Raw genomic sequence first — 23776 nt, forward strand, 5'->3', positions numbered from 1 at the left:
TTTATTTTTAATGATCGAAAAGGGTAAAATTAGATTATAAGTAAAATTTGAGAAGGAGTGTCGTCATGAAAATTAAGATCGTATCAACAAGTGATGTTCACGGATATATTTATCCCACGAATTTTACAAGTCGGAATGACTATCATGGATTAGGGTATTTAAAGGCAGGCGCAGTTATTGAAAAGATTCGGCGCCAAGCAGAACAAGACGGGGATATCGTATTATACGTTGAAGACGGGGACTTTGTTGAAGGCTCGCCGATGACGGATTATGCATATCAAACTTGCGATGAAAAGCACTATAACCTTGATCTGGTTAAGATGGTCAATCACCTTCAAGCAGACGTTGGAATTTTAGGCAACCACGAATTTAATTATGGCCCAGACTATTTGAACCCAACGCTTGCAGACCGGAATTATCCAATTTTAAATGCCAATATGCAAGAAGGACCGGATTACCATATTATCGATGCTCCTTATAAAATCATTGAAAAGAACGGGGTTAGAATCGGGGTTCTCGGACTGACAACGCAATACATTCCGCATTGGGAACAACCTGATCATATTAAAGGTTGGAAATTTGAACCAGCATTAAAGGCTGCGCAAAAGTACGTTCCTGAACTGCGGAAAAAGGCTGACATCGTTGTTGTTGCATATCATGGCGGATTTGAACGTGACTTAGCAACTGGCGAACCAACTGAAAGTTTGACCGGCGAAAATGAAGGCTATCAATTATTGACGGAAGTCCCAGGGATCGATGCGTTAGTTACTGGCCACCAACACCGCCAAATTGCGGAAGTGGTCAATGGAATTCCAACGACTCAACCAGGATTTCGTGGCGAAAAGGTTGGCTGCATTACACTTGAATTGAATGATCAAAAACAAGTCATTGGTTCAAAGGCTGAACTGATCGATACGGCTGATGCCGATGAAGAAATGTGGATGAATGCCCTGACTGCTGATTGGCGCAATGATGTTGAAGATTGGCTTGATCAAACTTTGACGACGATCGACGGTGATATGGAGATCCATGATCCGATGCAAGCCCGGCTACACGGTCACGCTTACCTTGACCTGGTCAATAAAGTTGAAATGGATGCCACGGGCGCTGACATTGCCGGAACAGCTTTGTTTAACGATGAAGTTACCGGATTAGGCCATGAAGTTACGATTCGAAATGTCATGAACAGCTACGTTTACCCGAATACTTTAGTTGTTGAAAAGATCACTGGAAAGGATCTTAAGGCGGCGTTGGAACGCTGTGCATCATTCTTTGAAGTTGGTGAGGATGGCAAGCTTAGCGTTTCAAAGGACTTTTCATATCCAAAGATGCAGTTATATAACTACGACTACTATTCAGGAATTGATTACACCTTTGATTTACGGCAACCGCAAGGCCATCGGGTAACTGAATTGAAGTATCATGACAAAGATGTCCAAGATACCGATGAATTAAACGTTGCGATCAACCAGTACCGGGCTGTTGGTGGCGGTGATTATCCAATGTATAGTATGGATAAAATGGTCAAACAGGTTGAAAACGAAATGCCGCGGATGATCATCGCATACTTGCAAAAACATCCTGAAATCAAGGCAGTTCAACCAACAAACTTAAAAATTATTATGAAATAAAAGCGAGGAATTAGTTTATGGAAAAGGCGGCAATTTATCACCGCCCGGAAAGCGAAATGGCTTACTTGGCGGGCAAAAACCAGTTTCGGATTCGGCTTCGAACGAAACATGCCGATGTGCATCAGGTTGAAATCATTTACGGAAGACTGGATCGCATTAAACAACAAAAACTGGCAGCTGACAGTGAAGATATGGAAATCATCCGGCCAAACGTGGAAGCAATGCAATGTACCTTAAAGACGGATTTGTATGATTACTGGGAGATCACGATTCCGGTTAAAGTTCGGGAACGGACCCAATATCTTTTCCATTTGATTGGCGATCATGATGGTGAACTGCTTTATGATGCGGTTAACGTCCGTCTTTACATGGCTGATTTTTTGGAAAAGGCAACCCCGTTTAACACCCCATATTATCAAAATATGTTTTTAATGCATTCAAATCCTGAATGGACGAAGCACACGGTATGGTATCAAATTATGCTTGATCGGTTTGCTGACGGCGACGAAAACAATGAACCGCTTGAAAAAGCCCGGTGGGATCTTGATAAATCAACGGCGACAAACTTTTATGGCGGTGATTTGCAAGGGGTGATTGATCATCTTGATTACCTTGATGAACTCGGGATCAACGGCATTAAGCTTTCACCGATCTTTGCATCATATTCGAATCAGAAAAACGACCCGGTCGATTTTTATGATTTGAGCTACATGTTTGGTTCAAAGGAACTTTTCCGCGAGTTTGTCCAAAAGGCTCATCAGCACGGAATGCGCGTAATGGTACAGTTGCCGCTTGACCGGATGAGTGACATGTCGCTTCAGTGGCAAGACGTTCAACGGTTCGGAGCACAATCACGGTTTGCAAGCTGGTTTAAGGTTCGACAATTCCCGGTCCAGATTCCAAGTGAAAATGAAGATCCGGATAAGTATTACTTAACGATTGACGGCAATATCCATATGCCGAAATTAAACTTGCAAAGCCCGACGGTTCAGCAGTATTTGCTGGAGACTGCCCGGTATTGGATCGAGACGTTTGATATTGACGGCTGGGAAATTTTGAATGCTGACGAGATCGACCAAACATTTTTGAATTTAATGACCCAGCAAATGCACAGTATCAAGGCCGATTTTGTTGTGATGGGCCAATATCAATATTTACCAAACGGTGATTTAGCCAAGGACTACATTGATAGTGCGAATAACGTCGACTTTTATACGATCATGCACGATTTCTTCGTTACCCATCAGTTAAACGTTACGGAGATGATTTCGCGAATCAATGATGCCTTAATGAAGAATACCGTTTATACGAACCAAACGCTGATCAACGAGGTTGAAAGTTTTGTAACCCCGCGGCTGATCAGTGAGTGCAACGGCGAAGAAGACCTGGCACGGGCAATCATTGCATTTACATTTATGCAAATTGGAATTCCATCGTTCATGTATGGTACTGAGGTTGGAGTAACTGGCGAGGACGTTCCAACGAATCTTGCCCCGATGAAATGGAAAGATGAAGGGCAATCCTCGTCAATGTTGCAATTTATGAAAAAAGCGATTGCAATGCGGCGGGAATACGCTGATCTATTAAATGACGGCACCCTTGAATGGGGTCAATTAAGCAATAAATACCGGTACTTTACGTTGACCCGTGAATATGACGGTCAGAAACTGTTCTGTTTGTTTAACTTTGGATACGGAAGTGTGAAGGTCGTTATTCCGCAAAATTCCGAAGTTGTCTTGAGCCAGAACTTAATGGAAGATGAAAATAAAATCGCTCAAAATGGATTTGTGATTTTGAAAGTTTAAAAACATAATAAAAATCGGCTATATCCTCTTTGGTACTGATGGAGATTAAACTTCTCTTTCAGTACCTTTTTTGTTTTAAATAATGATAAATTGGGGTTAAAAATAGGCGACTTTGTCAAGTCGCTTAAATTAATTCTTATAAAAAGACCATAAAACTTATATGAATATATGCTATCGAATTTTTTAATCTTGAAGACAGGAGTCTTCTAAATATCTATAATTTTGTCTGAAGCTTTAATAAAAGCACTATAAATTAGTATCGATCATTTAAAATCATGTTACTTAGAGTATATTTTTAAAATTTAACGGAATCTTAATATTATATTTAGGCGTTCTTTTTGTCTAAGAGAGTGGATGGAAAATCGTTGAAATATCAGCTTTTATAAAATTTAAAAAATTTTAAATGGGGGGGGGGGCGATCAAGACTTATGTATTCTAAGATGGACTAAATGATACAATTTATGAAAAAATTAAGTTGAAATTATGAAGAAAAATTGATAATATTGCTTTTTGTGATCGTATAGTTAAGGTTACAAATTTATTTAAACGAAAGGAGTAAGTAATATGGCTGCTGGAAAGATTATGATGACCCCTGAAGAGATGCATACATATGCATCTCGCTATAAGCAAAGTTCATCAGAAATTACAAACTTATCAAATAGTTTAAATAGTTTAGAAGCCACAATTGAACAAGAATGGCAAGGTCGAGGCTTTGATCAATTTGATGCTGAATTTAAGCAATTAAAACCAAAAGTCGATCAATTTGCACAATTACTTGATGAAATTGGCGACAAATTAAACAGATCAGCACAAGCAATGCAAGATACAGACCAACAAATTGCGTCACAATTTAATTAAATTTGTGGTTTGAAAGCCATCAGTTATCCTGGCTGATGGCTTTTTTATATAAAAGGAATAAGTTGTTACTGGATATTAAGAATCGGAGGAAAACATTGAAAAAAACTAAAAATCATAATGTGCGAAATATTGTTTTAGCTCTTTTGAGTGTTTTATTATTGTTAGTTTTAATTTTCTTTGGAAGTCAAAACTTTATTCAAAAGAAATTGAACTCAGCTTCAGGACATATCCCGACGTTAAACATGGCAGTTGTTAATGAAGATAACGGGACAACTTATCGTGGCAAAAAATACCTTTTAGCCAAGAGTTACTTGAACGGATTGAAGCTTCCCAAAAATGTTTCAATGGATGTTGTTCCACGTGGAGTTGCAGAAAGTGGATTAAAGAATAATAGTTATCAATTAGCAATTTTTATTCCAACTGACTTTTCTGCCAAAATTGTTGATGTTGATAATCCTAACCCGCAAAAGTTAAATATCCAATATAAGATTAATGCTAAAAGTCAAGCAATGAAGTCACGTTGTCATGGTGAAGCTGATGATATTATTCAAGGACTGAATAGAAAATTAGTTTCGATTTATGATTTAGGAATTATGAGCAATTTGTTTGACGCACAAAATAAAGTAGCAGGAATTTATGCACGTCAGGGAACGTTAGCTGCAATATATCGTAACGGTCTAGCAGAGCCAATCTCAAATCTAAGTCAAGGATTCCCAGATTTACAAGAGGGAACTAAATCATTACTAAGCGAGAGTCAAGCATATCAACAAGCGCAAAAGCAGGCTAATCAAGCAGCTGCCCTTTCTGAAGCCGCCCAGGCTAAAAGTGAGAAGGACAACCTTACTAAGATTATGCAGCAGCAAGCTAAAAATAACCAAAATAAGGCTGAATTGGCAAAGTCGATGATGCAAACTTCTGAATCGACTGATGATCAAATTCCTCAAGAAATTAATGCTTTAAATAATCAGAATAAGCAGTTAAATCAAGGAATCGGGGACTCTAAAAATGATGCTGCAAGTCAGTTACAAAAAGACTTTGAGGCATATAGTAAGGGATATGAAGAAGAAATTAATACAATTAAAAAAGCCCTACAAAGTACGAATGGACAGCTTGATCCAGATGAGGTTAAGAATGAAATTGATCATCAAAAGTCGCCAGATACATCAGTTACAAACCCAATAAAGCAAAGTTCTTCAAGTCAAAGCAGCCAAGCAAATGAAAGCACAACGACTTTAGGTGAATATTTACAAAACAATGATAAGAATTTGTATGATCAATTAATGAATTTAAGTAAAGCTGATGATTTAAACGATTTATATGAACCATTACCATTCAATAATAAAATTTCAGATCAAGCAAAAGACGTCTTAAGTAGTGAAGAATATAAGCAAATTAAAAATAATATTGATAGTATTAACTACTATAATCGCCAACTAAAAGATGAAGGTGCGGATCCGAAATTTAATGGAAATCGGGATGAAGTTTCAAGTTTTAACGATTTATATGATAAGTTAGCTAAAAAAGAAAATGAAAATAATACTGAGCCACAAACTCAAAAAATTGTATTAAACAATTTAAAGAATGTTAGTCAGGATCAATTTGAAGTAACCGTTCCAAATAAGGTAACGGTCGTTAACTTAGTAGCTCAGAAGATTGAAAATAATAAATATCGGGTTTCGCCAGGAGACGCTTCAGAGATAACGTTGGAATTACGTTATAGACCAGTTGATTTGAAAAATGAGGATTCAACAGTAACAGTTACATATAATCATAAGGAGGATGCACCTCAAAAGGTTACAATATCAAATCAAACAACACAACAAGTTGTTGAAACAGTTGAACCTCAGAAACAAGATCAAAATAAAAATCAAAACCAGGTAAGCCAGACAAGTCAGAGTAACTCGCAACAACAAAATCAGAATAATAATCAAAATCAAGCAAATAATGCGGCTGCAAAGACAGAAAATCAACCGAAAACAACTTTCCAAACACAAAATATTTCGAATGATAAAGATCGAAGCTTTTCGATTTCGTTTAATTTAGCGGCTATGAATGAAAACAAATTATCTTCAAAAGCCGAAATGGCTAAATTAACGGGTAAATGGCTCGCTGAGTACGATGACGCTGCCAAAATGGCACAAGCCCGTGCTAACTTGTTGAAAGATCAACCAATCCAGAAGTTGATGAACGAAAAATTAAGCGATGTGTTAAGCGGGTTAGTAAAACAGGCAAATGATCAAAATGAGAAAGACAATTCTAATTTAATGACGATCCTCGATCAAGATAGTGCAAAATTGGCTCAGGAAAAAGCTAATTACGAAAAAGAATTAGCTGCCGTAGGGGCTAATTCAAAGCAAACTTTGCAGAATGCACAAAGTCAAATTCAAAAGTTACAGCAAGCACAAGATAAATTAAATCAAATGGCTCAAAAAATGGGTACAGATAGTGGTTCATCAGATACGAGTGATCTATCTGATTTAAGTGACCAAGCCGATAGTACGAATAAAGATGCTTCTCAAGACAATGGGGCTTTTGATGGGATTTATCAAGAGTTAACAGGTTTGAATAGTTCATTGGGTTCAATTCAAAATAGCGGAAAGAGTTTGAATGGTAAATCGATGAATTTACAAAAGACATTCCGAAATGAATTAGCGAAGAGCGGCGATTTTGCACAGTCATTCATTAATGTGTTAAATGCTGCCTATAAGAATGGAGTTCCTAATCAAAAGTTACTGAACTTTATTACAAATCCAGTCGGTGGTGCTGGAAATGAAGTTGTTTCTGAACGAACTCAGTCATATAACATGGGAATGTGGACAATCGTTCTTGCAATTTTAGCATGGTTTATTGCTTATGCAGTTGAGAATATGAAATATTTCCAAAGTGGAAAATATTTCTCAAAGAAGCAGACCAAATTAAACATTCATGCACGGAAACTGATCTTCCTTGGGATTGCAAGCTTGCTGAGCGGAGTTATTTTGGCTCCAATTGCAGCTAAACAATTCCCAATCATTGATTCTAATCGATTATTATGGAACTTAAGCTTTATTTTCCTCAGTATGACCTTGACGCTTGTATTTTATTGTTTAATGCATTACGCAAAGATTTGGGGGACAGGTTTAATTATTGCTTCTTTACTAAACTATGTCTTTAACCAAACTCAATTCTTAAAGAATGTAATTTTGCAACATTTGAACGTTTTAGGACTGGTTGGAAATCAATTGTTAAGTGTTGCGATGTTCAATACGACAAATGCCATTTTAGGCTTAGTGGTAATGGGAGTATTGATGATTGCTGCAAGTTTAGTGATTTTATTTGTACCGGAACGAAATCAGGAGGTTCTTCATGAAGAAGCAATGGTTTAACTTCTTTTTAGGGATTGTGATTGGAGTATTTTTATTAGGAGGAAACTCCATTGTTGCTGGCCAGGTTGAGCGGAACCATTATACTAATCAAAATTTAAATTTACCATTAAATCAAATTGGACAGAATGGAAAACAGCAAACTCGCAATGATAATCAACAACTCTTTCAAACTGATCAAGTCGGCGATCTTGGAAAACAACGTCAAAAACTTGAAAAACAGGGACGAGTTCAAGTATTTCAAAAGGAGCGAAAAGAACCAGATCCGTATACGACTAAAAATGTATTTATTAAGCATGTAAAGGCTCAGAAACCAAACTATGATTATACCCAACAGTCACAGACTAAAAAGCAGTTTCATTTTAGTTATTGGATGGTTGCTGGATTAGGAATTTTAATTGGACTGTTAATTACATGGAGAATGTTAAGGAGTGAAAAACGTGGACAACGAAGTGCAAATCACCGTCGAATTGCCGGGTAATATTCGAGAGGATATTAGTGTTTCGTCTGAAATTAGGTTGGAGCAATTAATCGACCAACTGAAAGAAATATATGGGTTGGCAGAACGACCGTATACAGTTTTGGTTTTAACTAAGAATATGGTATTACGAAGTAATCAAACGTTGGCTGAATTAAAAATTACAACAGGTGATGTTTTAAAGGTAATGGAGGATCTACATGAATAGTCAAAGTGTGAAGTATGAATTCAATCATCAACAATATCAATATGAATACAATCAACAAAGCTTGCAATTAATTCAAAAGATTAGTCGGGCAGATGTAACAACGCAGAATTCAGATGATTTGTTGTTATTACAATTAAAAAATGATTTATTTTTAAGCGTTACCCTTGATTGGCAGGAAGACTTTGTAAACTTAAAAAGCGCGTTACCGGTTGGATATTTTGCAAATGAAGTCAAAAATCAAACAACCAGTCAGAAATTAAAGTTATTGTTGAATTTAATGCCTGTTAAAAAGATTTTAGAAGATGGCAAGTTAACAACTTTTATTCATCCGCAAAATATTTACCTTGACTATAATGGAAATCCAAAATTAATCTACCGGGGGATTGTTGGTTTAATGCCCGGGAGTCAACCGAGTGATGAAGAATTTTTACGGCAAGTTAAATGTTTAGCAGGTTACTTATTTACCAAGCATTCATTTGATGATCTGTATAATGGATTGTTACCAGAAATTGCTAAAGAAAGTCGATTTTTACAGGATATATTGGCAATCGATGACTTAACGGCAATGCAGGATTTCTTGAAGAGAACATATGAACAATATGCCCAAGAAGAGAAAAAATCAGTTGTTAAGGTTCCGCGAAAGAAATTTTTCCTTTTTAAACAATTAGCATTGTGGTTTGGAATCGCGTTAATTTTAACGTTAATTCCATTAGGATACCTATTAATTAATAAGGTCCCAACTGATACTTCATGTTTAAATGCCAATACGGATTTTCTTGCTCAAAAATATGACAAGACGATTAATGATTTACAACATGTTAAATTGTCGAAACTCGGGAAAACTCAGAAATATGAATTAGCTTATGCATACGTTCAAGGAAAAGGATTTGATACGACACAGCGGAATAATATTATGAAAAATATTACGTTGCAATCAAACACAAATTATTTAAACTTTTGGATTATGGATGGTCGGGGCCAATTAGATGATGCGTTGGCAACTGCTAAGCAATTACAGGACTCGAATTTAATTATGTATGCGTTGCTTGAAAAGATGGACAGTGTAAAAACCAACAAAAAGCTTAGCCCTACCAAACGGGAACAACAGTTGGAAAGCTTACAAAGCCAATACAGTAAGTATAGTAAGAGTTTAAATAAAAATTCAAATTCAACGATTAATAATGATCAACAGCAAGTAACCCCTAACCCAGGACAATAAAAACGGAGGAAAGTGACGAATGGAACTCTATGATTTCTTTACTTCAAAAGAATTGTATATTACAAATCAGCCTGGTGCTGATATTCAGGTTGAAGAACCAGTCAAGTTGCTTTTAACAAAGAAAGATTTAAAAGACAGTTGGAATTTACATATTTTAGATGGTGACGTAATTGTTAATTACTTCTATCCAGAAGAAAAAGAAATTAAGTTGGTTGAAGGATCAATTATTCAGTTGGGGCAAACAACTTTGAAATTGTTTAATGATGAGTTGCATGTTCTTGAAGGGCAAATTGAAACTTCCCTAACAAGAATTAAAAAATCAGCTCATGTTTTACCGAAGGATTACCCGGATTATCATCGCTCACCACGGATTATTAAGCGAGCACCCAAAGATAAAATTACGGTTGAAAATCCGCCTGCTCCGATTCAGAAAAATAATCAAGGATTACTAAAAACAATCCTTCCGCCATTGGTAATGGTCGGAGTCAGTATTGTAATGGCATTAATTCGGGCAAATGCCCTTTTTATGTTAATGTCATTGGCCACAACTTCAGTTACGGTTGTGATGGCAGTTATTGAATTCTTTAAAAATAAAAAACAGTATAAACATGATGTTAAGGCGCGTAAAGAAAAATATACAGAATACTTTGAAGATAAGGAAAAGCAAATTTACCAAGTCCAAAAAGATCAACGGGGAAATGCTTTTTATCATTACCCATCACCAAATGAAATTTTTAAAATGGTTGGTCAATATGATTCACGAATTTATGAAAAGAAGGCCGATGATTTTGATTTCTTAACATACCGTTTAGGATTGGGAACAGCTGAAAGTTCAGCCGAAATTAATAACAGTGGTAGCAGTTCGATCGACCTTGATGATCCATTAATGGAACAGGCTTACCGGCTAGTTAATAATAAGCAAACATTAAACAACATGCCAATTACAACGGATTTAATGCATCAACCGGTTGGTTACGTGGGTCCGAAAGATTTAGTGGTCGAACAGTTACAATGGATGTTGTGTCAGTTAGCAACATTTCAAAGTTATCATGATGTTCGTTTTATCGCGGTCTTTAATGAAGACGATTATGATAAATGGTCATGGCTGCGATGGTTAAAACAATTTAATTTACCGGAATTAAAAATGACTGGGTTTGTTTTTGACGCTAAAAGCCGCGATACAATCATGAATTACTTAAATCAGATTTTGAAAGATCGCCAGAATGAGTTGAATCAAACAAGTGAAAATGAGCAAAAGAAGATGAAGTTTGCGCCACGGTATGTATTGATCGTTGAAGATGAACGTTTAATTCTTGATCACGCCATCATGGAAATCTTAGGGGCAGAACCTGAAAAACTCGGGTTGAGTTTGGTTTATGTTAAGGACGTTATGAGTAGTCTTCCTGAAAACATTAAGACCGTTATTGATATTCGCGACCGTCATACTGGTGAATTGGTCATGGAACAAGGAAAGTTACTCCAAAAACAATTTAAGTTAGATCACTTAGACAATGAGAATAAGGAATTAATGTCCCGCCAATTAGCGAGCTTGAATCACTTAGAAACATTGAAGAGTTCAGTTCCAGAAAAATTGACCTTTATGCAGATGTACGGCGTTAAAACAGTTGAAGATTTGAATATTACCCAACGGTGGAATGAACACTCGCCATATAAGACTTTAGCAGTCCCGTTAGGCGTTAGTGGTCCGGATGAAATCGTTGATTTAAACTTGCACGAACGGGCTCATGGGCCGCACGGATTGATTGCCGGAACAACTGGTTCAGGTAAATCTGAGTTAATTCAAAGTTATATTTTGAGTTTAGCCGTTAACTTCCACCCATACGATGTGGCGTTCCTATTGATCGACTACAAAGGTGGGGGAATGGCGAACTTGTTCAAAGATTTACCACACTTAGTTGGAACGATCACCAACTTGGATAAAGCTCAAAGTATGCGGGCATTGGAATCAATCAATGCTGAATTGAAGAAACGTCAACGTTTGTTTGCAAAATATAACGTTAACCACATCAATGCTTACCAAAAGCTCTTTAAGGAAGGGAAAGCAGAAGAACCAATGCCACACTTATTCATGATTTCTGATGAATTTGCGGAATTGAAGTCCGAACAACCAGATTTCATGGATGAGTTGATCTCAACCGCCCGGATTGGACGTTCTTTAGGGGTTCATTTGATTTTGGCAACGCAGAAACCAGCGGGGGTCGTTAACGATCAAATCTGGTCAAACTCAAACTTCAAGATTTCATTAAAGGTTTCAGATCGTGAAGATTCAATGGAAGTCTTGAAGACCCCGGATGCCGCAAGTATTACATTACCCGGACGGGCATACCTTGAAGTCGGGAATAACGAGCTATACGAACTGTTCCAAAGCGCATATAGTGGTGCTGATTACCGCCCAGACGAGGATGACACAAAGCAAAGCTTCTTGATTAAGAAAATCAATAAGATGGGGCAACAACAAGTCATCAGTCAAGACCTCAGCGGACTTGATGAAACTGGTCATGTGGAAAAAGTGCCAACGCAGTTGGAGGCAGTTGTCAATAAGGTGCATGATCTGTTTGAAGAAAGTGGCGCGAAGCCATTAGCTCAACCATGGTTGCCGCCATTAAGAGAGCGAATTTTTGTATCTGAATTACGAAAATTAGTCTTTAAGGAAGATCAGAAAGATTTGACGGTTACAATTGGGCAAGTTGATGTGCCAAGTGAACAAGACCAACGGCCAGTGGAAATTAATATTGGCGAAGATGGCAATATCGGATTATATTCAGCCGCAGGTTATGGAAAGTCAACGTTCTTACAAACGGTGATCATGGAATTAGCACGGAAGAATACGCCGGGCGAAGTTAACTTCTACTTACTTGATTTCGGCACAAATGGGTTAATGCCATTACGGAACTTGCCGCATGTTGCTGACTTAATTGGCTTAGGCGAAGACGAAAAGATTCGCAAATTCATTAAGCGCATCAACCGCTTAATGAAGGAACGCCAGGCCATGTTAGGTAAGCATTCAGTGGCAAACATTGAAATGTATCAACAAATGACCGGTGAAATCATTCCGGAAGTAATGGTCGTGATCGATAACTTCGATGGGATCAACGATACCAAGTATGGCGAACAGTTCTTGAATACAATGGTTAAGATGACACGTGATGGGAACAGCTTGGGGATTCACTTAATTGCGAGTGCGTCATCAGTGCGGGCCATGCATTCAACATTGTTGAATAATATCAAACGGCGGATCGCATTGAAGCAAAATAGTGATGATGATTTATATCAATTGTTAGGAAAGACCAGATTAAGTATTGATGATACGCCTGGTCGAGGATTAATCATGTTAGATGAAGTTCGCTTATTCCAAACAGCGTTACCGATTAAAGGTCAAGATGATGTTGAAATTATCAGTAACTTACGGAATGAAGTTGATCAAATCAATGAAGACTGGGTTGGCAGCTTACCAGCACCAATTCCAATGATGAAGGACGAATTGCCAGCAGATGAATTCTTCAATCGGAAAGATGTCGAAGAAGCATTGGCAAATCAAAAATTACCAATTGGATTGGACTACGAAGATGTTGAAGCAGTTGTGTATGATCCGGAAGAACATGGAAACTTGTTGTTGATGGGAAATCAGACGAAGAGATTTAATCCGTTGAAGAAAGTGGTAGGACAAACATTTATTAAACTATCAGAAAATTCAACTAGTCTTTTGATTGATTCAGATGGATCATTAAGTGGCTTTGATGATACATTTTCTTCTGACGATGAGCTACAAAGTGTAAAGAAGACTATTTTAGAAAATATTGACTATCGTTTGAATAATTTAGAAGAAGATATGCCATGGCTTTATGTTTATATCACTGATATGGCGAAATTTATTGAAAAGACCAATATGAATAATTCAGAATTGGAAAAGATTCTACATATGAGTACTGAAGTAAAAATTGCCTTAGTAATGGGACTAGATAGTACATTTATGTCGAGTGATATAACAGGCGTAGCTCGATTGTATAAAAAGTACATCAAGTCAATGGTATTAACAATGCGGAAACAAGATCAAAATATTGTCCAAGCTAATTATGATCAAAATGAAATTGATCCAGAAATTGGAGATGCCTGGGCAGAATTGGATCGGCAGTTCATTAAAGTTAAATATTTTAATTAAAGGGAGCGAATATTATGGATAATCAAATACAAAGTGATTCTGTAGAATTACAGCAATATATAAGTGGGATAAGTTCATCTATTCCACAGAATAAATTAAGTGTTAAGAAAGATACAGAGACTAATTTGCAAGGAAATACTAAAGCATCAGAGTGTATTGATGCATATAAAAGCGCAATTTCATCTTTTAATGAAGAGTTGAAAAATGTAGTAAGTAATTTAAATAAAGCGGCGCAATATTTTGAAGATACTGATAATGCGACAGCTAATGGTATGTCAGGTTTAATCCAATAAATTAGAAAGGTTAAGTAAATGACAGAATTTAACGAAGAGGAATATTTTCGAAGAAAAAAGGATCTTGAAGAAGAGGAAGATACATTAAGAGAAGACATTAAGCGCTTGAGAAGAAATATTGATTCACAAAGAGAAATGACATCTCAAAATAGAACTTTGCAAAAAGAATTATATGAAGCTAGTTCAGGAAGCAGAATTCAAAATAAAATTTATGAAATCGGAGAAATTATAAAGCAAAACGATAATAAGACGTTAACTAGGTTAGACCAAAAGTTAAACGACAAATTAAAAGATTTGAAAAAGAATAGTGAGTCACAAGAAGAAAATCGTAAAAAATATTTAGAGATAAAGAAGGAAGGTAATGAATAATGGCTGATAAGGGTATTTGTATGAAACAATCAGATTCAAAAAAACAAGCATCGAGCTTAAAGACAGCAGTATCAAATTTAAACGAAAGCTATCAAGAGGTCATGCACTATATTGATTCATTTAATGATGATACTCATTTTAGGGGAAAGGCGTATAGTTCAGCTCGACGTTATATGAATTCGGTAGTAATTCCCGCTGTAAAGTCTGTCTTATTAACGGGAAATAGTTTAGCTGAAGATTTGGCTAAAATTGCAGATAATTATGCATCAGAAGTTGATAGTAAGGATTGGAGTGAAAAAGAATTAAATGATCTTATAGAAAAAATAAATAGTCAAAAAGCAAAAATAGCTAGCAATAATGAAGGATTAGATGCTTCTAAAGATAAAGATCAAATTAAGAATAATAACAAACAAATGGACGTTTTAACAGATCAGGCTCAAAAGTATGAAGAAATTAAAAGTAAATTACTCCAATATAATTCAACCTCAGCTTCATACTTAAGTGGCTTTCAAATGGAAGGGGAAAAAGTCCAGCTAAGGCAGATTAGTTGTGCAATTCATTCGATGTCAAAAGGATATCAAGGAAAAGGAATATTTCAGTGCAAGGATACAGGTTGGACAAAAGATGTAAATAGTGAGTGGTATTCTCAATATATGCATAGCAAGCAAAGAAAGGATAATGAATTTTGGGAAGATCCAATTGGAAATAAGGTAACGAGTGTAATTGCATGGGGATTAAATACAGCAGGCGATGCATTCACCACTGAGGGAAAAAAGAAGAGATCTAAAGGAATGAGTAAATGTATGGAAGCGGGAGGAATTACTCATTCAAGAACAGGAACATCACAACTAAAAAAAGGAAAGAAATTAGGAGAAATTGGAAATGTTTTAAAAGAGGCAGGGAGTATTGCAGCTGGAGATGCTATAAAAGCTATTCCAGGTTATACAGAATTTACGGTATATACAACATTTAAAGCAAATTATATGGAAAATAAGATGAAAGGTGAAACGGATAAACAAGCCGCTACAGCAGCTATTGGAGATACTGTAATTGATGAAGGAGGTTCTTTAATTGGAAGCAAAGCAGATGAAAAATTAGGAGGATTTCCAGGGATAGCTTCTACAGAAATTACCTCTGAAGCTGATAAATTGAAAAATAATTTTAATAATGCGGTGAAAAAATATGTTTATTAAAAATATAAGATTTAGACGATTTACTACGCATAAGCTAAGCGACGGAAAAAGCGAATGGATTTATTATGACTGTCAAAATAATAATTTTGTAACTGGACGTAATAGACAGTGGAGGAGTTTAGGGTATGTAGGAATGGTAATTTTAGGCTCTATTTATGATAAATTCGTAAGTCAATATGGTGATCCATATGATGCTATTTTTTCTTCCAAAATAAGATTATCATTGTTAATTTTAATACCTATTCTTGATAGAATCATTACATTTGTAGTTAGATGTATTCGCGACAATGAAGAAAATAATTTTCAATATTTATCATTATCGAATGCTGAGGCTATTAAGATTTATAGAAAAAATTTTTTTAAAGAAATGTGTATGGAATTGGCTGTAATAATATTTTTAATTGGATTAATAGGATGTCCGCCAAGTGGTGGAAGAACCATTGGCGTATATTTTTTGGAAGATTTATTTATTACAAGCATTCCAGAATATTTTAAAGAAAGGAAAATATATAAGAAGATTTCAAAAAATGGAGATGAATAATATGTCCTTATTCCCCTTAGGATCAGTCGTTAAATTAAAAAAAGCTAAAAATGATATTTGGGTAATGATTACTGATAAGTATGTAAAGTCGAATCATCTTAAACGCTTTGTAGAATATAGTGGCGTTGTTTATCCAGATGGGCAAATAGAAGATATAGAAATATATTTTAATTCTGAAGATATTCAGCAAGTCTTTTTTGAAGGATATAGAGTCTCAGATGAAGTTGATTATTTTAATAAATTGAAAGGAGAATATAAAGACAACAACATTCAAAAAATCTCACTTAGTGAGTTAGAAGGAGTAATTGATCAGTGGTAGAAAAAGAATATTTACCAATTGGAACTATCGTTACTTTAAAAGATGCGAGAGATTCAAAATATATGATCACGGAGTATCTGCCGTTATATACAAGAAAAATAGGAAACGGGTACTTTGATTATGGCGCTGTTTTATATCCTAACGGAAAGGGAGAAAATATTTTTCATTTTAATAATGAGGATATAGAAGAAATTATTTTTAAAGGATATACTTCTGAAAAGTTAGACAAATTAAAACAAGAACTTAAAAATCGTGAAAAAATGATGCCCTGGAAGAAACTCAAAAACAATGAAAAAAATAAAGACCCACTTACAAGGTTATTAGATCTTTTAAAGAAATGAGGTGTGAACCATGCAACAATATTTACCATTGGGCTCAGTAGTTTCATTGAAAAATAGTGAAGATGGTCAAAAAATTCTAATAACAAATCGAGTACCAATTTTAGAAATAAATAACGAAGTTGGATATTTTGACTATGGTGGATGTCTGTTTCCTCAAGGAGAAATGAAATCGAATTTTTATTTTAATGATGAGGATATAAAGGAAGTAAATTTTTACGGTCTTACAGATGAAAATGAAGATCAAATTCAAATAAGCATTGAAAATGGTAAGAAAAATTTTCGTGGCAAACATTTTAATGTTAAAGAGTTGGAAGGAGAAGAAAATGAATAAGGTTAACGAATCAGGAAAAGTAACATTTGGACAAGCATGGAAGGATTTTTGGAAAGGGTATGTTGACTTTAAAGGAACATCAGCTCGTGCTGGATTTTGGTGGGCAATGTTAGATTATTTCATTATTAATTTTGTATGGAACATTATTAATTCAATTGTAAAATCATACAATATGCACGTCTTATATAGTATCGGATTAGATAAGACAATGATTTTTATTACAGGTATCATTCATTTAGTATTATTTATTCCGATATTATCAGTCCTTGCACGCCGTCTTCGCGATGCAGGATTAAAGGAAGGCGTTATAACAGCACTTATTGCAATTTATATTATATTATTATTGGCTTCATTAGTTGTTCCATTTGTTTCATTTGCAGGTATCATCCTAATTATTATATTTGCAATTCTTGGATGCATGCCAACCGGGAAGTTTAGTAATTCTTCGAAGGAGATGTAATCATGCACATTCTTGAAAAAGGAAAAGTGACAATTAAAGAAGCAACAATTGACTTCTTTAAAGGAATTTTTAACTATTTAGGCGTAACAACGCGCCGGGGCTTCGGTTGGGGATTGTCAATTGGATTCCTTTGGTTGATTCCATTGATTTTAATTTTAGATGTATTTATCGAAGCTTCAAAATACGTAACGTTTGCGGCGATTGGAATGGACGTTATTATGCTGGCTTATTTTATGATGTATCTAGCGGCTTATTTTCGTCGAATGCGTGATATTGGATTTAAGGCTCGGGCAACATTAGCGATTATGGTTGTCCAGATTATTTTACTTTTTGTTCCAATTATTGATATTCTGGCCTTACTTTCAATGTTTGCAATGCCTTGGATTGCCATTTTTGTTCCAAGTGGACAGTTTAAAACAAACAGTCCTAATAAATTTTTACAATTTATGATGGTTAAGAAGGGGGCAGTTCAATAATGAAGTCACGTGCGTTAATTAAACAGCAAAGTAAAGATCTTTTAAAAGGAAACTGGGGAAAGGCAATCACAATGGTGCTAGTTACCTGGTTATCATTTGGAGTTTGGCTTGGCGGCTCAATCGGATTGTTGATGAGTGGAAACTTTGGAATGGGGGCATTATTTTTTGTTCTATTCATTCCGGTTATTGTCATGGTTGGCGCTGGTGTACAGTATGTATTTCTTGATTGGGTTCGTCAAGGTAAACTTGCTGATGATTGGTTTAAACAAATTTGGCAAGTTTTTAGTGATCATCGTTTAGCAGGGAAAGTAATCCGCGTGGCATACGCTTCAGCTTTTTTTGAAGAATTTTGGAAAATGATTTTCATTGTTCCTGGTTGGATTAAGCAACTTGAATATTCGCAAGCATTGTTTATCATGAAAGATCACTATGATAATGATGAAGATATAACTGCTCGTCAGTGCTTAAAGGAAAGTTCATTAATGATGAATGGATATAAGGAAGATTTCTTTATTTTTCAACTTAGTTATTCAGGATGGCAAATTCTTGGAATGTTGCCGTTATTTATTGGAATGCTTTGGGTTGGATCATATATGGAAGTCGGAATGATGATTTTTTATCGAGATTTGAGTCAAAAGCAAGCACTTCAACCAACTACCGTATTTTTCCCTGATGGTACTGACATCGAAGAAGATATTCGGATTAATAACCGATCATTAACACGTGCTAATTGGATTGCATCAGTTTATGTGGTAATGTTGATTGGCTTAGGAGTTAGTTTAGCCACTTTCGCACCAGGAGTTAAAATGGCTATTCAAAACAATACGTATTTGGTTAGCATGGAAGACGGTCTGGGAATAAGTTCGAATTACTATGTAAAATTTTATACTGACAATGCAAGTGAGGATGATGAAATTGACTCATATATTATGATTCCCGCAAATGATAGTAGGTTAGGCCAAAGTGTTTTGAAAAAAATTACAGCAGAAAGTAATGAGCATCCCATTAGTTATGATCGCCAAATGCATCAAGCATATCGAAAAGGAATTCGTTACACTGTTGAAGGTGACCGCTTAAAGCTTAAAAGCAAAGAAGGATCAATTTCAATGTCTAATTTGAAGGTTGAAAATAAGGGTAAGAAAATTATTGGTGATTATTCGCTTAAATCAGATGATGATTATGGAAAGGTCATAATGACAAAATTAGACAATTAATAATTTTTTGATACGGGCTTAGTGTTAACTTTAAGCCTGTATTTTTATTAAAATAGTGAATATTATGCTGTAATATAATAAGGAAAATTATTTTTTGTCGAATTTTAGTTGCTTTTATTAAGAAACATTGATATTATACCTTTGATGATTATTTACTTATGAATTAAGCAAATAATTAAAAAATAAAATGGATAAAGGAGAATGTGATGATGAAAAATAATCAACACAAAAACGTAAGCTTAAAGCATAAATTGCGAGCAGGCAAAAAATTAATCACAGCGGCATTAATTGGTTGCTTATTATTGGTTTTGGCGGCTTGCGGATCGAAAAAGACAGCCGATATTAAGATCTTGAGTGGAAGTTACGTTCAAGAAGCAGATCAACCTGCTAAAAGTGGTCAGGGATATTTAGCATTGAAAGTTAATATTCGGAATACAACTGGCCAGGAATTGAATCTTTCGAATGATGACTTTAAGTTGATGAAAGGCAAACAATCGATTTCTCCAGCGTCAGTATCGATTGATGGAATCAATGAAATTGATGATCAAAAGTTAGACAAGGGAGATTCGACAAATGGGTATGTCTTCTTTAAAGTTAATAAAAAGGACAAGTATCAATTAAAGTTTAGTCCAGATGCAGTTAACTCTCAAAATGACAATAAGCTCGGATCATCAACAACGAACGTTAATGCAAGTAGCTTCAAAGATCCGGGTGAAAGTGCTAAAACAGCGGCTAAGCAATATATTGAAGCCGTCTTTTTAAACAATAAGACGGACCAACAGCATAATGATTTGGCTAATAATGTAAATGCCGATGCTAAGAAGTATCATGATGACTTTGTTAACGGATTACGTAATGGCGTTGACAAAAATAATGTTACGGACCAACAAGCAGATAAAATCTTCCAAGACTATGTCAATGATGCAGCTAAACGGGACAGCATTTCATACAAAGTATACGAAGCTGAACCAGACAAGGTTACAATCGATGTAGTTGCAAAAAATGTTAATATTGATGATATGAATTTTGATCAATTGTCATCAGATTTTGAAAAAGACTTTATGAATAGTCATAAAGATGATGATAATATCAATGAAGATGAGGTTGATAAAGAAGCTGCACAGTATGTCCTTAATAAGTTACCTGATATGATTTCAAAGGCGCAAGTTTCAACTGATGAAAATTCTGGTTACCAACTTCATTTAACTAAGAAAAATGGTAAGTGGGAAGTTGCAACTTCTGGATCTGATTCGGGCGATTACAATTCAATGAGAGACCAATTCCTTGCAGGATTAATTGATTAATGAAAAAGAAACTTAGTATTGTTGTAGTTATACTTGGAATTTTGGGGATTTGTGGTTGGGGATATTATCAATCAACTCCGGCAACGATGGATCGGCTGGTTAATGCGATTCAAAAAAAGGATTTAAAAACTGTAAAGAAATATTTACCGGAGTACAGTAATCATTCTAAGATTGATAAATCAGCCTACCAAACTTTTATGGAAACAGATCCTTCGCGAAAACAGATCCGTCATTTTTTAACTGATGATTGTCAATTAGTTAACCACGGAATGTTTAGATCTAAGCTCTGGGAACCTCAGAAAAGAGTGATTTCGATTTCTGGATTAGATGACGTTTCGGGAACGACTGTAACAGTGGCTAATGGAAAGCAAGCCATCCCTGTAAAAAATATGAACCATGTTAACCTTTTCCCAGGAAAGTACCAGTTAACGTTGAAGATGAATAATTCAGCGTATGGAACAGTAAAAAAATCCGAAAAGATTGATTTGACTAAAGATAATCAAAATATTGTATTGAGTCCTGAAGTTTCCTTTGAGAAAAGTAATCGACTTCATCAAACATTGATTGAGAGCTTTTCAGCATTTCTAGTTTCATGGAACAGAGTGATCCCAACGATGAGCTTTAACAACTTACCATTTGCAACTTCAAGTGAAAGCAAATTATTAAACGATACGTATAACGATTTGAAAGAAGTTTCAAACTCATATAGTAATGAGTTTGACAAGGTTACACTCGATAATTCGTCGGTTGAAATTCAATCTTATGGAGCCCAACCGACCGTTAAGTTTACAGCTTTTGTGGACCGGAAGCAGACTTTAAACCTTGATCAGGATCAAGCTAACAACGATCAGGATACAAGTATTAGGTCAAATGATGGAACAGTTGACGTAACAATGGTCTATTCAGAAAAATCGGGTCATTGGGAAGTGGACGATGCTGATTTTGACGTTGGAAGTGAAAATCCGAATGAATGGAATGATAAATGTTCATTTATGATTCCTAAAGGAGATCAACAAGGAAGTTGGAATAAATCAACAGCTGGACAGGTGAATATATAATATAAAAGTGAGACTATTTTAAGAAGGTTGTATACTTTTTGGTACTGATGGAGATTAAACTTCTCTACCAGTGCCTTTTTCTTTTGTTCAAATAATGATAAATTAGGGTAAAAAATAAGCGACTCCGCCAAGCCGCTTAAAATAATCCTTATAGAAAGGACATAAAACCTACATGAACAATACTATCAAATTTTTGTTCAATATTAAAGACAAATATCTTCGCTTTGATGAAAAAATTCCATTTGAGGAACATAACGCTCACAAAACATTGAAAAAACACTACAACGAAGTCGGGATTAGTCTTCAAACAAGGTTGGCAAACAGTGCACTTGAAGGTATTAATAATAAAATAAAAGTCATCAAAAGAACTGCTTACGGGTTCCGTAACCTTAATAATTTCCGTTTAAGAATCTTACTCGCTTTCATAATGTGAAAATTGAAATTAAAAAAGCGGCTCCGCCATATGACGAAGTCGCCTAAAAGTTTCTACCAGTACGTGTTGATAGAGAACCTTATTTTTTAATCCTACAACCGAACAGCGAATGATGGTTGGAAATATTGAGTGCTTCCAATTGAAACGCTTTGACCTGGTTCCGGAGCGGCGATGTATTTACCATTACCAACACAGATGGCAACGTGGTATGTAGCGCCTTTTGGTCCCCAGAAGTATAAGTCACCAGGTTGAGCCTGACTTACAGGAATTTGAGTACCGCAATTTTCTTGCTGCGTTGTTGTCCGTGGTAAGTTTACGCCAAAGTGGCTGTATACGTATTGAACAAAGCCTGAGCAGTCAAAACCGCTTGGAGTTGTTCCGCCGTATACATATGGAACCCCAACCAAAGATTCAGCAAATGAAACAACATTACTTCCACTGCCTGTCCGCGTTGTTGAAGCTGGTTGAGCTTGTGAACTGGCCTTTACAGCTTGATTATTATTGTTATTTTGTTGTTGATTGTTGTTCTGAGCAGTTTGTTGGTTACTTTGGTTATTATTTGTCCGTACTTGTGAAGGCTGTTGTTGAGAACTTGAGCTTGCTTGAGCTTGTTGTGATGAAGATGAAGCAGCTGCAGCAGGATTCTTAGTTGGATTATTAACAATAATGCTTTGACCAACGATTAATGAGTTTCCTAAGTTCGGATTAGCTTCACGCAATGAGGCAACTGATACCCCATATTTTTGGGCAATAATATAGAGTGTATCTCCAGACTTAACCGTGTATGTTACGTGGTTAGCTGCAATAACAGCTTGCTTTGAACTGCTTTGTGAGCTAACAGATGAAGCAACTGAAGATTGTGAACTTGAACTGCTTGCAACTGATTGTTGTGAAGAGCTGCTTGAGCTTGTTGCTGATGAACTTATAACTGCAGGAGCAACCTTTGAAGTTGTAACTGAACTTGTTACAGATTGAACTGGAGCTGCTTTTTGAGTTGATGAAGCAACTGAAGCCTTTGCAACTGGTGCTTGCTGTTGAACTGGTTGCGCAACTGTCTTAACTGGAGCAGGCGTTGCAGCCTTAGCTGGTTGAGCAGTAGCTTGACCGTCAACTTTTAATGTTTGACCAACATAGATCAAGTTTGATGTTAAACCGTTTAATTGTTTTAAGTGGTCAACACTTGTATTAAATTTTTGAGCGATTGCCCAAAGAGAATCTCCAGATTGAACAGTATATGTATGTGTGTTGTTCTTTGGAGCTTGTGCGTCCTTATTTGGAATTTGTAAATCTTGGCCAACATAAATCAAATTGGTGTTTTGATCAATATGGTTTAATTGTTCAATTGATTTAATTGAAACTCCGAACTTTTGAGATAAGGCCCACACAGTATCGTTTTTAACGACGCGGTGAACAGAATCGGCATTGACAGCAGTTGCAGCTGAAGCTAAAAATAATCCAGCGGCACCTACCGTTCCTGCAACGATTTTCTTTGCTGTTTTCTTCAAAAATTTTCACTCCTATAACTAATATAGTCTTTAAAAATACACCCGTATTATATTTTAAAGTTCTTTATATAATGTGTCAAATTATTGCTCGAATAAAAAAAAACATAAAGTGCCAAAAATGTTGATTTAAAAGGCGTTTGGGACGTTAATGCTTTCTTAATAATTTACAATTCTGTTACATCTTTGTTTTTTTACTAT

22 protein-coding genes are annotated in these 23776 nt (G+C 35.7%); 21 read left to right on the forward strand and 1 reads right to left on the reverse strand.

Annotation, left to right across the window (positions count from 1 at the left end):
* Positions 1-65: 65 nt before the first annotated feature.
* The 21 genes from Q3C15_RS06245 to Q3C15_RS06345 all read left to right on the forward strand — a co-directional run bounded on the left by Q3C15_RS06245 (position 66) and on the right by Q3C15_RS06345 (position 22073).
* Positions 66-1631, forward strand: a complete 1566-nt coding sequence (locus tag Q3C15_RS06245) for a bifunctional UDP-sugar hydrolase/5'-nucleotidase (RefSeq protein WP_278852419.1) — start codon at positions 66-68, stop codon at positions 1629-1631.
* 17 nt (positions 1632-1648) lie between these two features.
* The gene (locus Q3C15_RS06250) at positions 1649-3436 is read left to right on the forward strand and encodes an alpha amylase N-terminal ig-like domain-containing protein (protein ID WP_302704670.1); all 1788 of its coding nucleotides are present in this window, start codon (positions 1649-1651) and stop codon (positions 3434-3436) included.
* Between the two features lie 564 nt (positions 3437-4000).
* On the forward strand, positions 4001-4294 hold the full coding sequence (locus Q3C15_RS06255; RefSeq protein ID WP_283600933.1) for a WXG100 family type VII secretion target: 294 nt from the start codon (positions 4001-4003) through the stop codon (positions 4292-4294).
* Between the two features lie 95 nt (positions 4295-4389).
* Complete coding sequence (esaA, locus tag Q3C15_RS06260) at positions 4390-7659, forward strand: type VII secretion protein EsaA (protein ID WP_302704671.1); 3270 nt, start codon at positions 4390-4392, stop codon at positions 7657-7659.
* The gene (locus Q3C15_RS06265; protein WP_283600931.1) at positions 7640-8137 is read left to right on the forward strand and encodes a hypothetical protein; all 498 of its coding nucleotides are present in this window, start codon (positions 7640-7642) and stop codon (positions 8135-8137) included. Before esaA ends, Q3C15_RS06265 begins: the two co-directional genes overlap by 20 nt.
* On the forward strand, positions 8109-8342 hold the full coding sequence (locus tag Q3C15_RS06270) for an EsaB/YukD family protein (RefSeq protein ID WP_302704683.1): 234 nt from the start codon (positions 8109-8111) through the stop codon (positions 8340-8342). The genes Q3C15_RS06265 and Q3C15_RS06270 overlap by 29 nt, the downstream gene beginning before the upstream one ends.
* Entirely contained in the window at positions 8335-9561 is a 1227-nt protein-coding gene (gene essB, locus Q3C15_RS06275) for a type VII secretion protein EssB (protein WP_302704672.1), read from the forward strand. The genes Q3C15_RS06270 and essB overlap by 8 nt, the downstream gene beginning before the upstream one ends.
* 19 nt (positions 9562-9580) lie before the next feature.
* Complete coding sequence (gene essC, locus Q3C15_RS06280; RefSeq protein WP_302704673.1) at positions 9581-13741, forward strand: type VII secretion protein EssC; 4161 nt, start codon at positions 9581-9583, stop codon at positions 13739-13741.
* 14 nt (positions 13742-13755) lie between these two features.
* The gene (locus tag Q3C15_RS06285; protein ID WP_302704674.1) at positions 13756-14034 is read left to right on the forward strand and encodes a TIGR04197 family type VII secretion effector; all 279 of its coding nucleotides are present in this window, start codon (positions 13756-13758) and stop codon (positions 14032-14034) included.
* Positions 14035-14052: 18 nt separating this feature from the next.
* On the forward strand, positions 14053-14403 hold the full coding sequence (locus Q3C15_RS06290) for a hypothetical protein (RefSeq protein WP_283600912.1): 351 nt from the start codon (positions 14053-14055) through the stop codon (positions 14401-14403).
* Entirely contained in the window at positions 14403-15596 is a 1194-nt protein-coding gene (locus Q3C15_RS06295) for a hypothetical protein (RefSeq protein WP_302704675.1), read from the forward strand. The genes Q3C15_RS06290 and Q3C15_RS06295 overlap by 1 nt, the downstream gene beginning before the upstream one ends.
* The gene (locus Q3C15_RS06300; protein ID WP_283600910.1) at positions 15586-16137 is read left to right on the forward strand and encodes a hypothetical protein; all 552 of its coding nucleotides are present in this window, start codon (positions 15586-15588) and stop codon (positions 16135-16137) included. Before Q3C15_RS06295 ends, Q3C15_RS06300 begins: the two co-directional genes overlap by 11 nt.
* Positions 16124-16456, forward strand: a complete 333-nt coding sequence (locus tag Q3C15_RS06305) for a DUF4176 domain-containing protein (protein ID WP_283600909.1) — start codon at positions 16124-16126, stop codon at positions 16454-16456. The genes Q3C15_RS06300 and Q3C15_RS06305 overlap by 14 nt, the downstream gene beginning before the upstream one ends.
* Positions 16450-16797, forward strand: a complete 348-nt coding sequence (locus tag Q3C15_RS06310; RefSeq protein WP_283602257.1) for a DUF4176 domain-containing protein — start codon at positions 16450-16452, stop codon at positions 16795-16797. Before Q3C15_RS06305 ends, Q3C15_RS06310 begins: the two co-directional genes overlap by 7 nt.
* A 10-nt stretch (positions 16798-16807) precedes the next feature.
* The gene (locus Q3C15_RS06315) at positions 16808-17128 is read left to right on the forward strand and encodes a DUF4176 domain-containing protein (protein WP_283600907.1); all 321 of its coding nucleotides are present in this window, start codon (positions 16808-16810) and stop codon (positions 17126-17128) included.
* Positions 17121-17588: a DUF805 domain-containing protein gene (locus tag Q3C15_RS06320; RefSeq protein ID WP_283600906.1), complete on the forward strand. Its 468-nt coding sequence runs from the start codon at positions 17121-17123 to the stop codon at positions 17586-17588. Before Q3C15_RS06315 ends, Q3C15_RS06320 begins: the two co-directional genes overlap by 8 nt.
* Positions 17589-17590: 2 nt before the next feature.
* On the forward strand, positions 17591-18064 hold the full coding sequence (locus Q3C15_RS06325; RefSeq protein ID WP_302704676.1) for a hypothetical protein: 474 nt from the start codon (positions 17591-17593) through the stop codon (positions 18062-18064).
* Positions 18064-19278: a DUF975 family protein gene (locus tag Q3C15_RS06330; RefSeq protein WP_302704677.1), complete on the forward strand. Its 1215-nt coding sequence runs from the start codon at positions 18064-18066 to the stop codon at positions 19276-19278. The genes Q3C15_RS06325 and Q3C15_RS06330 overlap by 1 nt, the downstream gene beginning before the upstream one ends.
* Before the next feature lie 206 nt (positions 19279-19484).
* Positions 19485-20582, forward strand: a complete 1098-nt coding sequence (locus tag Q3C15_RS06335; protein WP_302704678.1) for a DUF4352 domain-containing protein — start codon at positions 19485-19487, stop codon at positions 20580-20582.
* Complete coding sequence (locus tag Q3C15_RS06340; RefSeq protein WP_302704679.1) at positions 20582-21640, forward strand: hypothetical protein; 1059 nt, start codon at positions 20582-20584, stop codon at positions 21638-21640. Before Q3C15_RS06335 ends, Q3C15_RS06340 begins: the two co-directional genes overlap by 1 nt.
* A gap of 172 nt (positions 21641-21812) precedes the next feature.
* Positions 21813-22073 (forward strand): transposase, encoded by a 261-nt coding sequence (locus Q3C15_RS06345; RefSeq protein ID WP_302704680.1) that lies wholly within the window; start codon positions 21813-21815, stop codon positions 22071-22073.
* A gap of 92 nt (positions 22074-22165) precedes the next feature.
* Here the strand turns inward: Q3C15_RS06345 and Q3C15_RS06350 are convergent, their stop codons facing one another.
* Entirely contained in the window at positions 22166-23578 is a 1413-nt protein-coding gene (locus tag Q3C15_RS06350; RefSeq protein ID WP_302704681.1) for a peptidoglycan endopeptidase, read from the reverse strand.
* Positions 23579-23776: the final 198 nt, after the last annotated feature.

This window comes from Ligilactobacillus sp. 110_WCHN (genome assembly GCF_030518115.1).
In the GTDB taxonomy this organism is placed as follows: Bacteria; Bacillota; Bacilli; order Lactobacillales; family Lactobacillaceae; genus Ligilactobacillus; species Ligilactobacillus aviarius_C.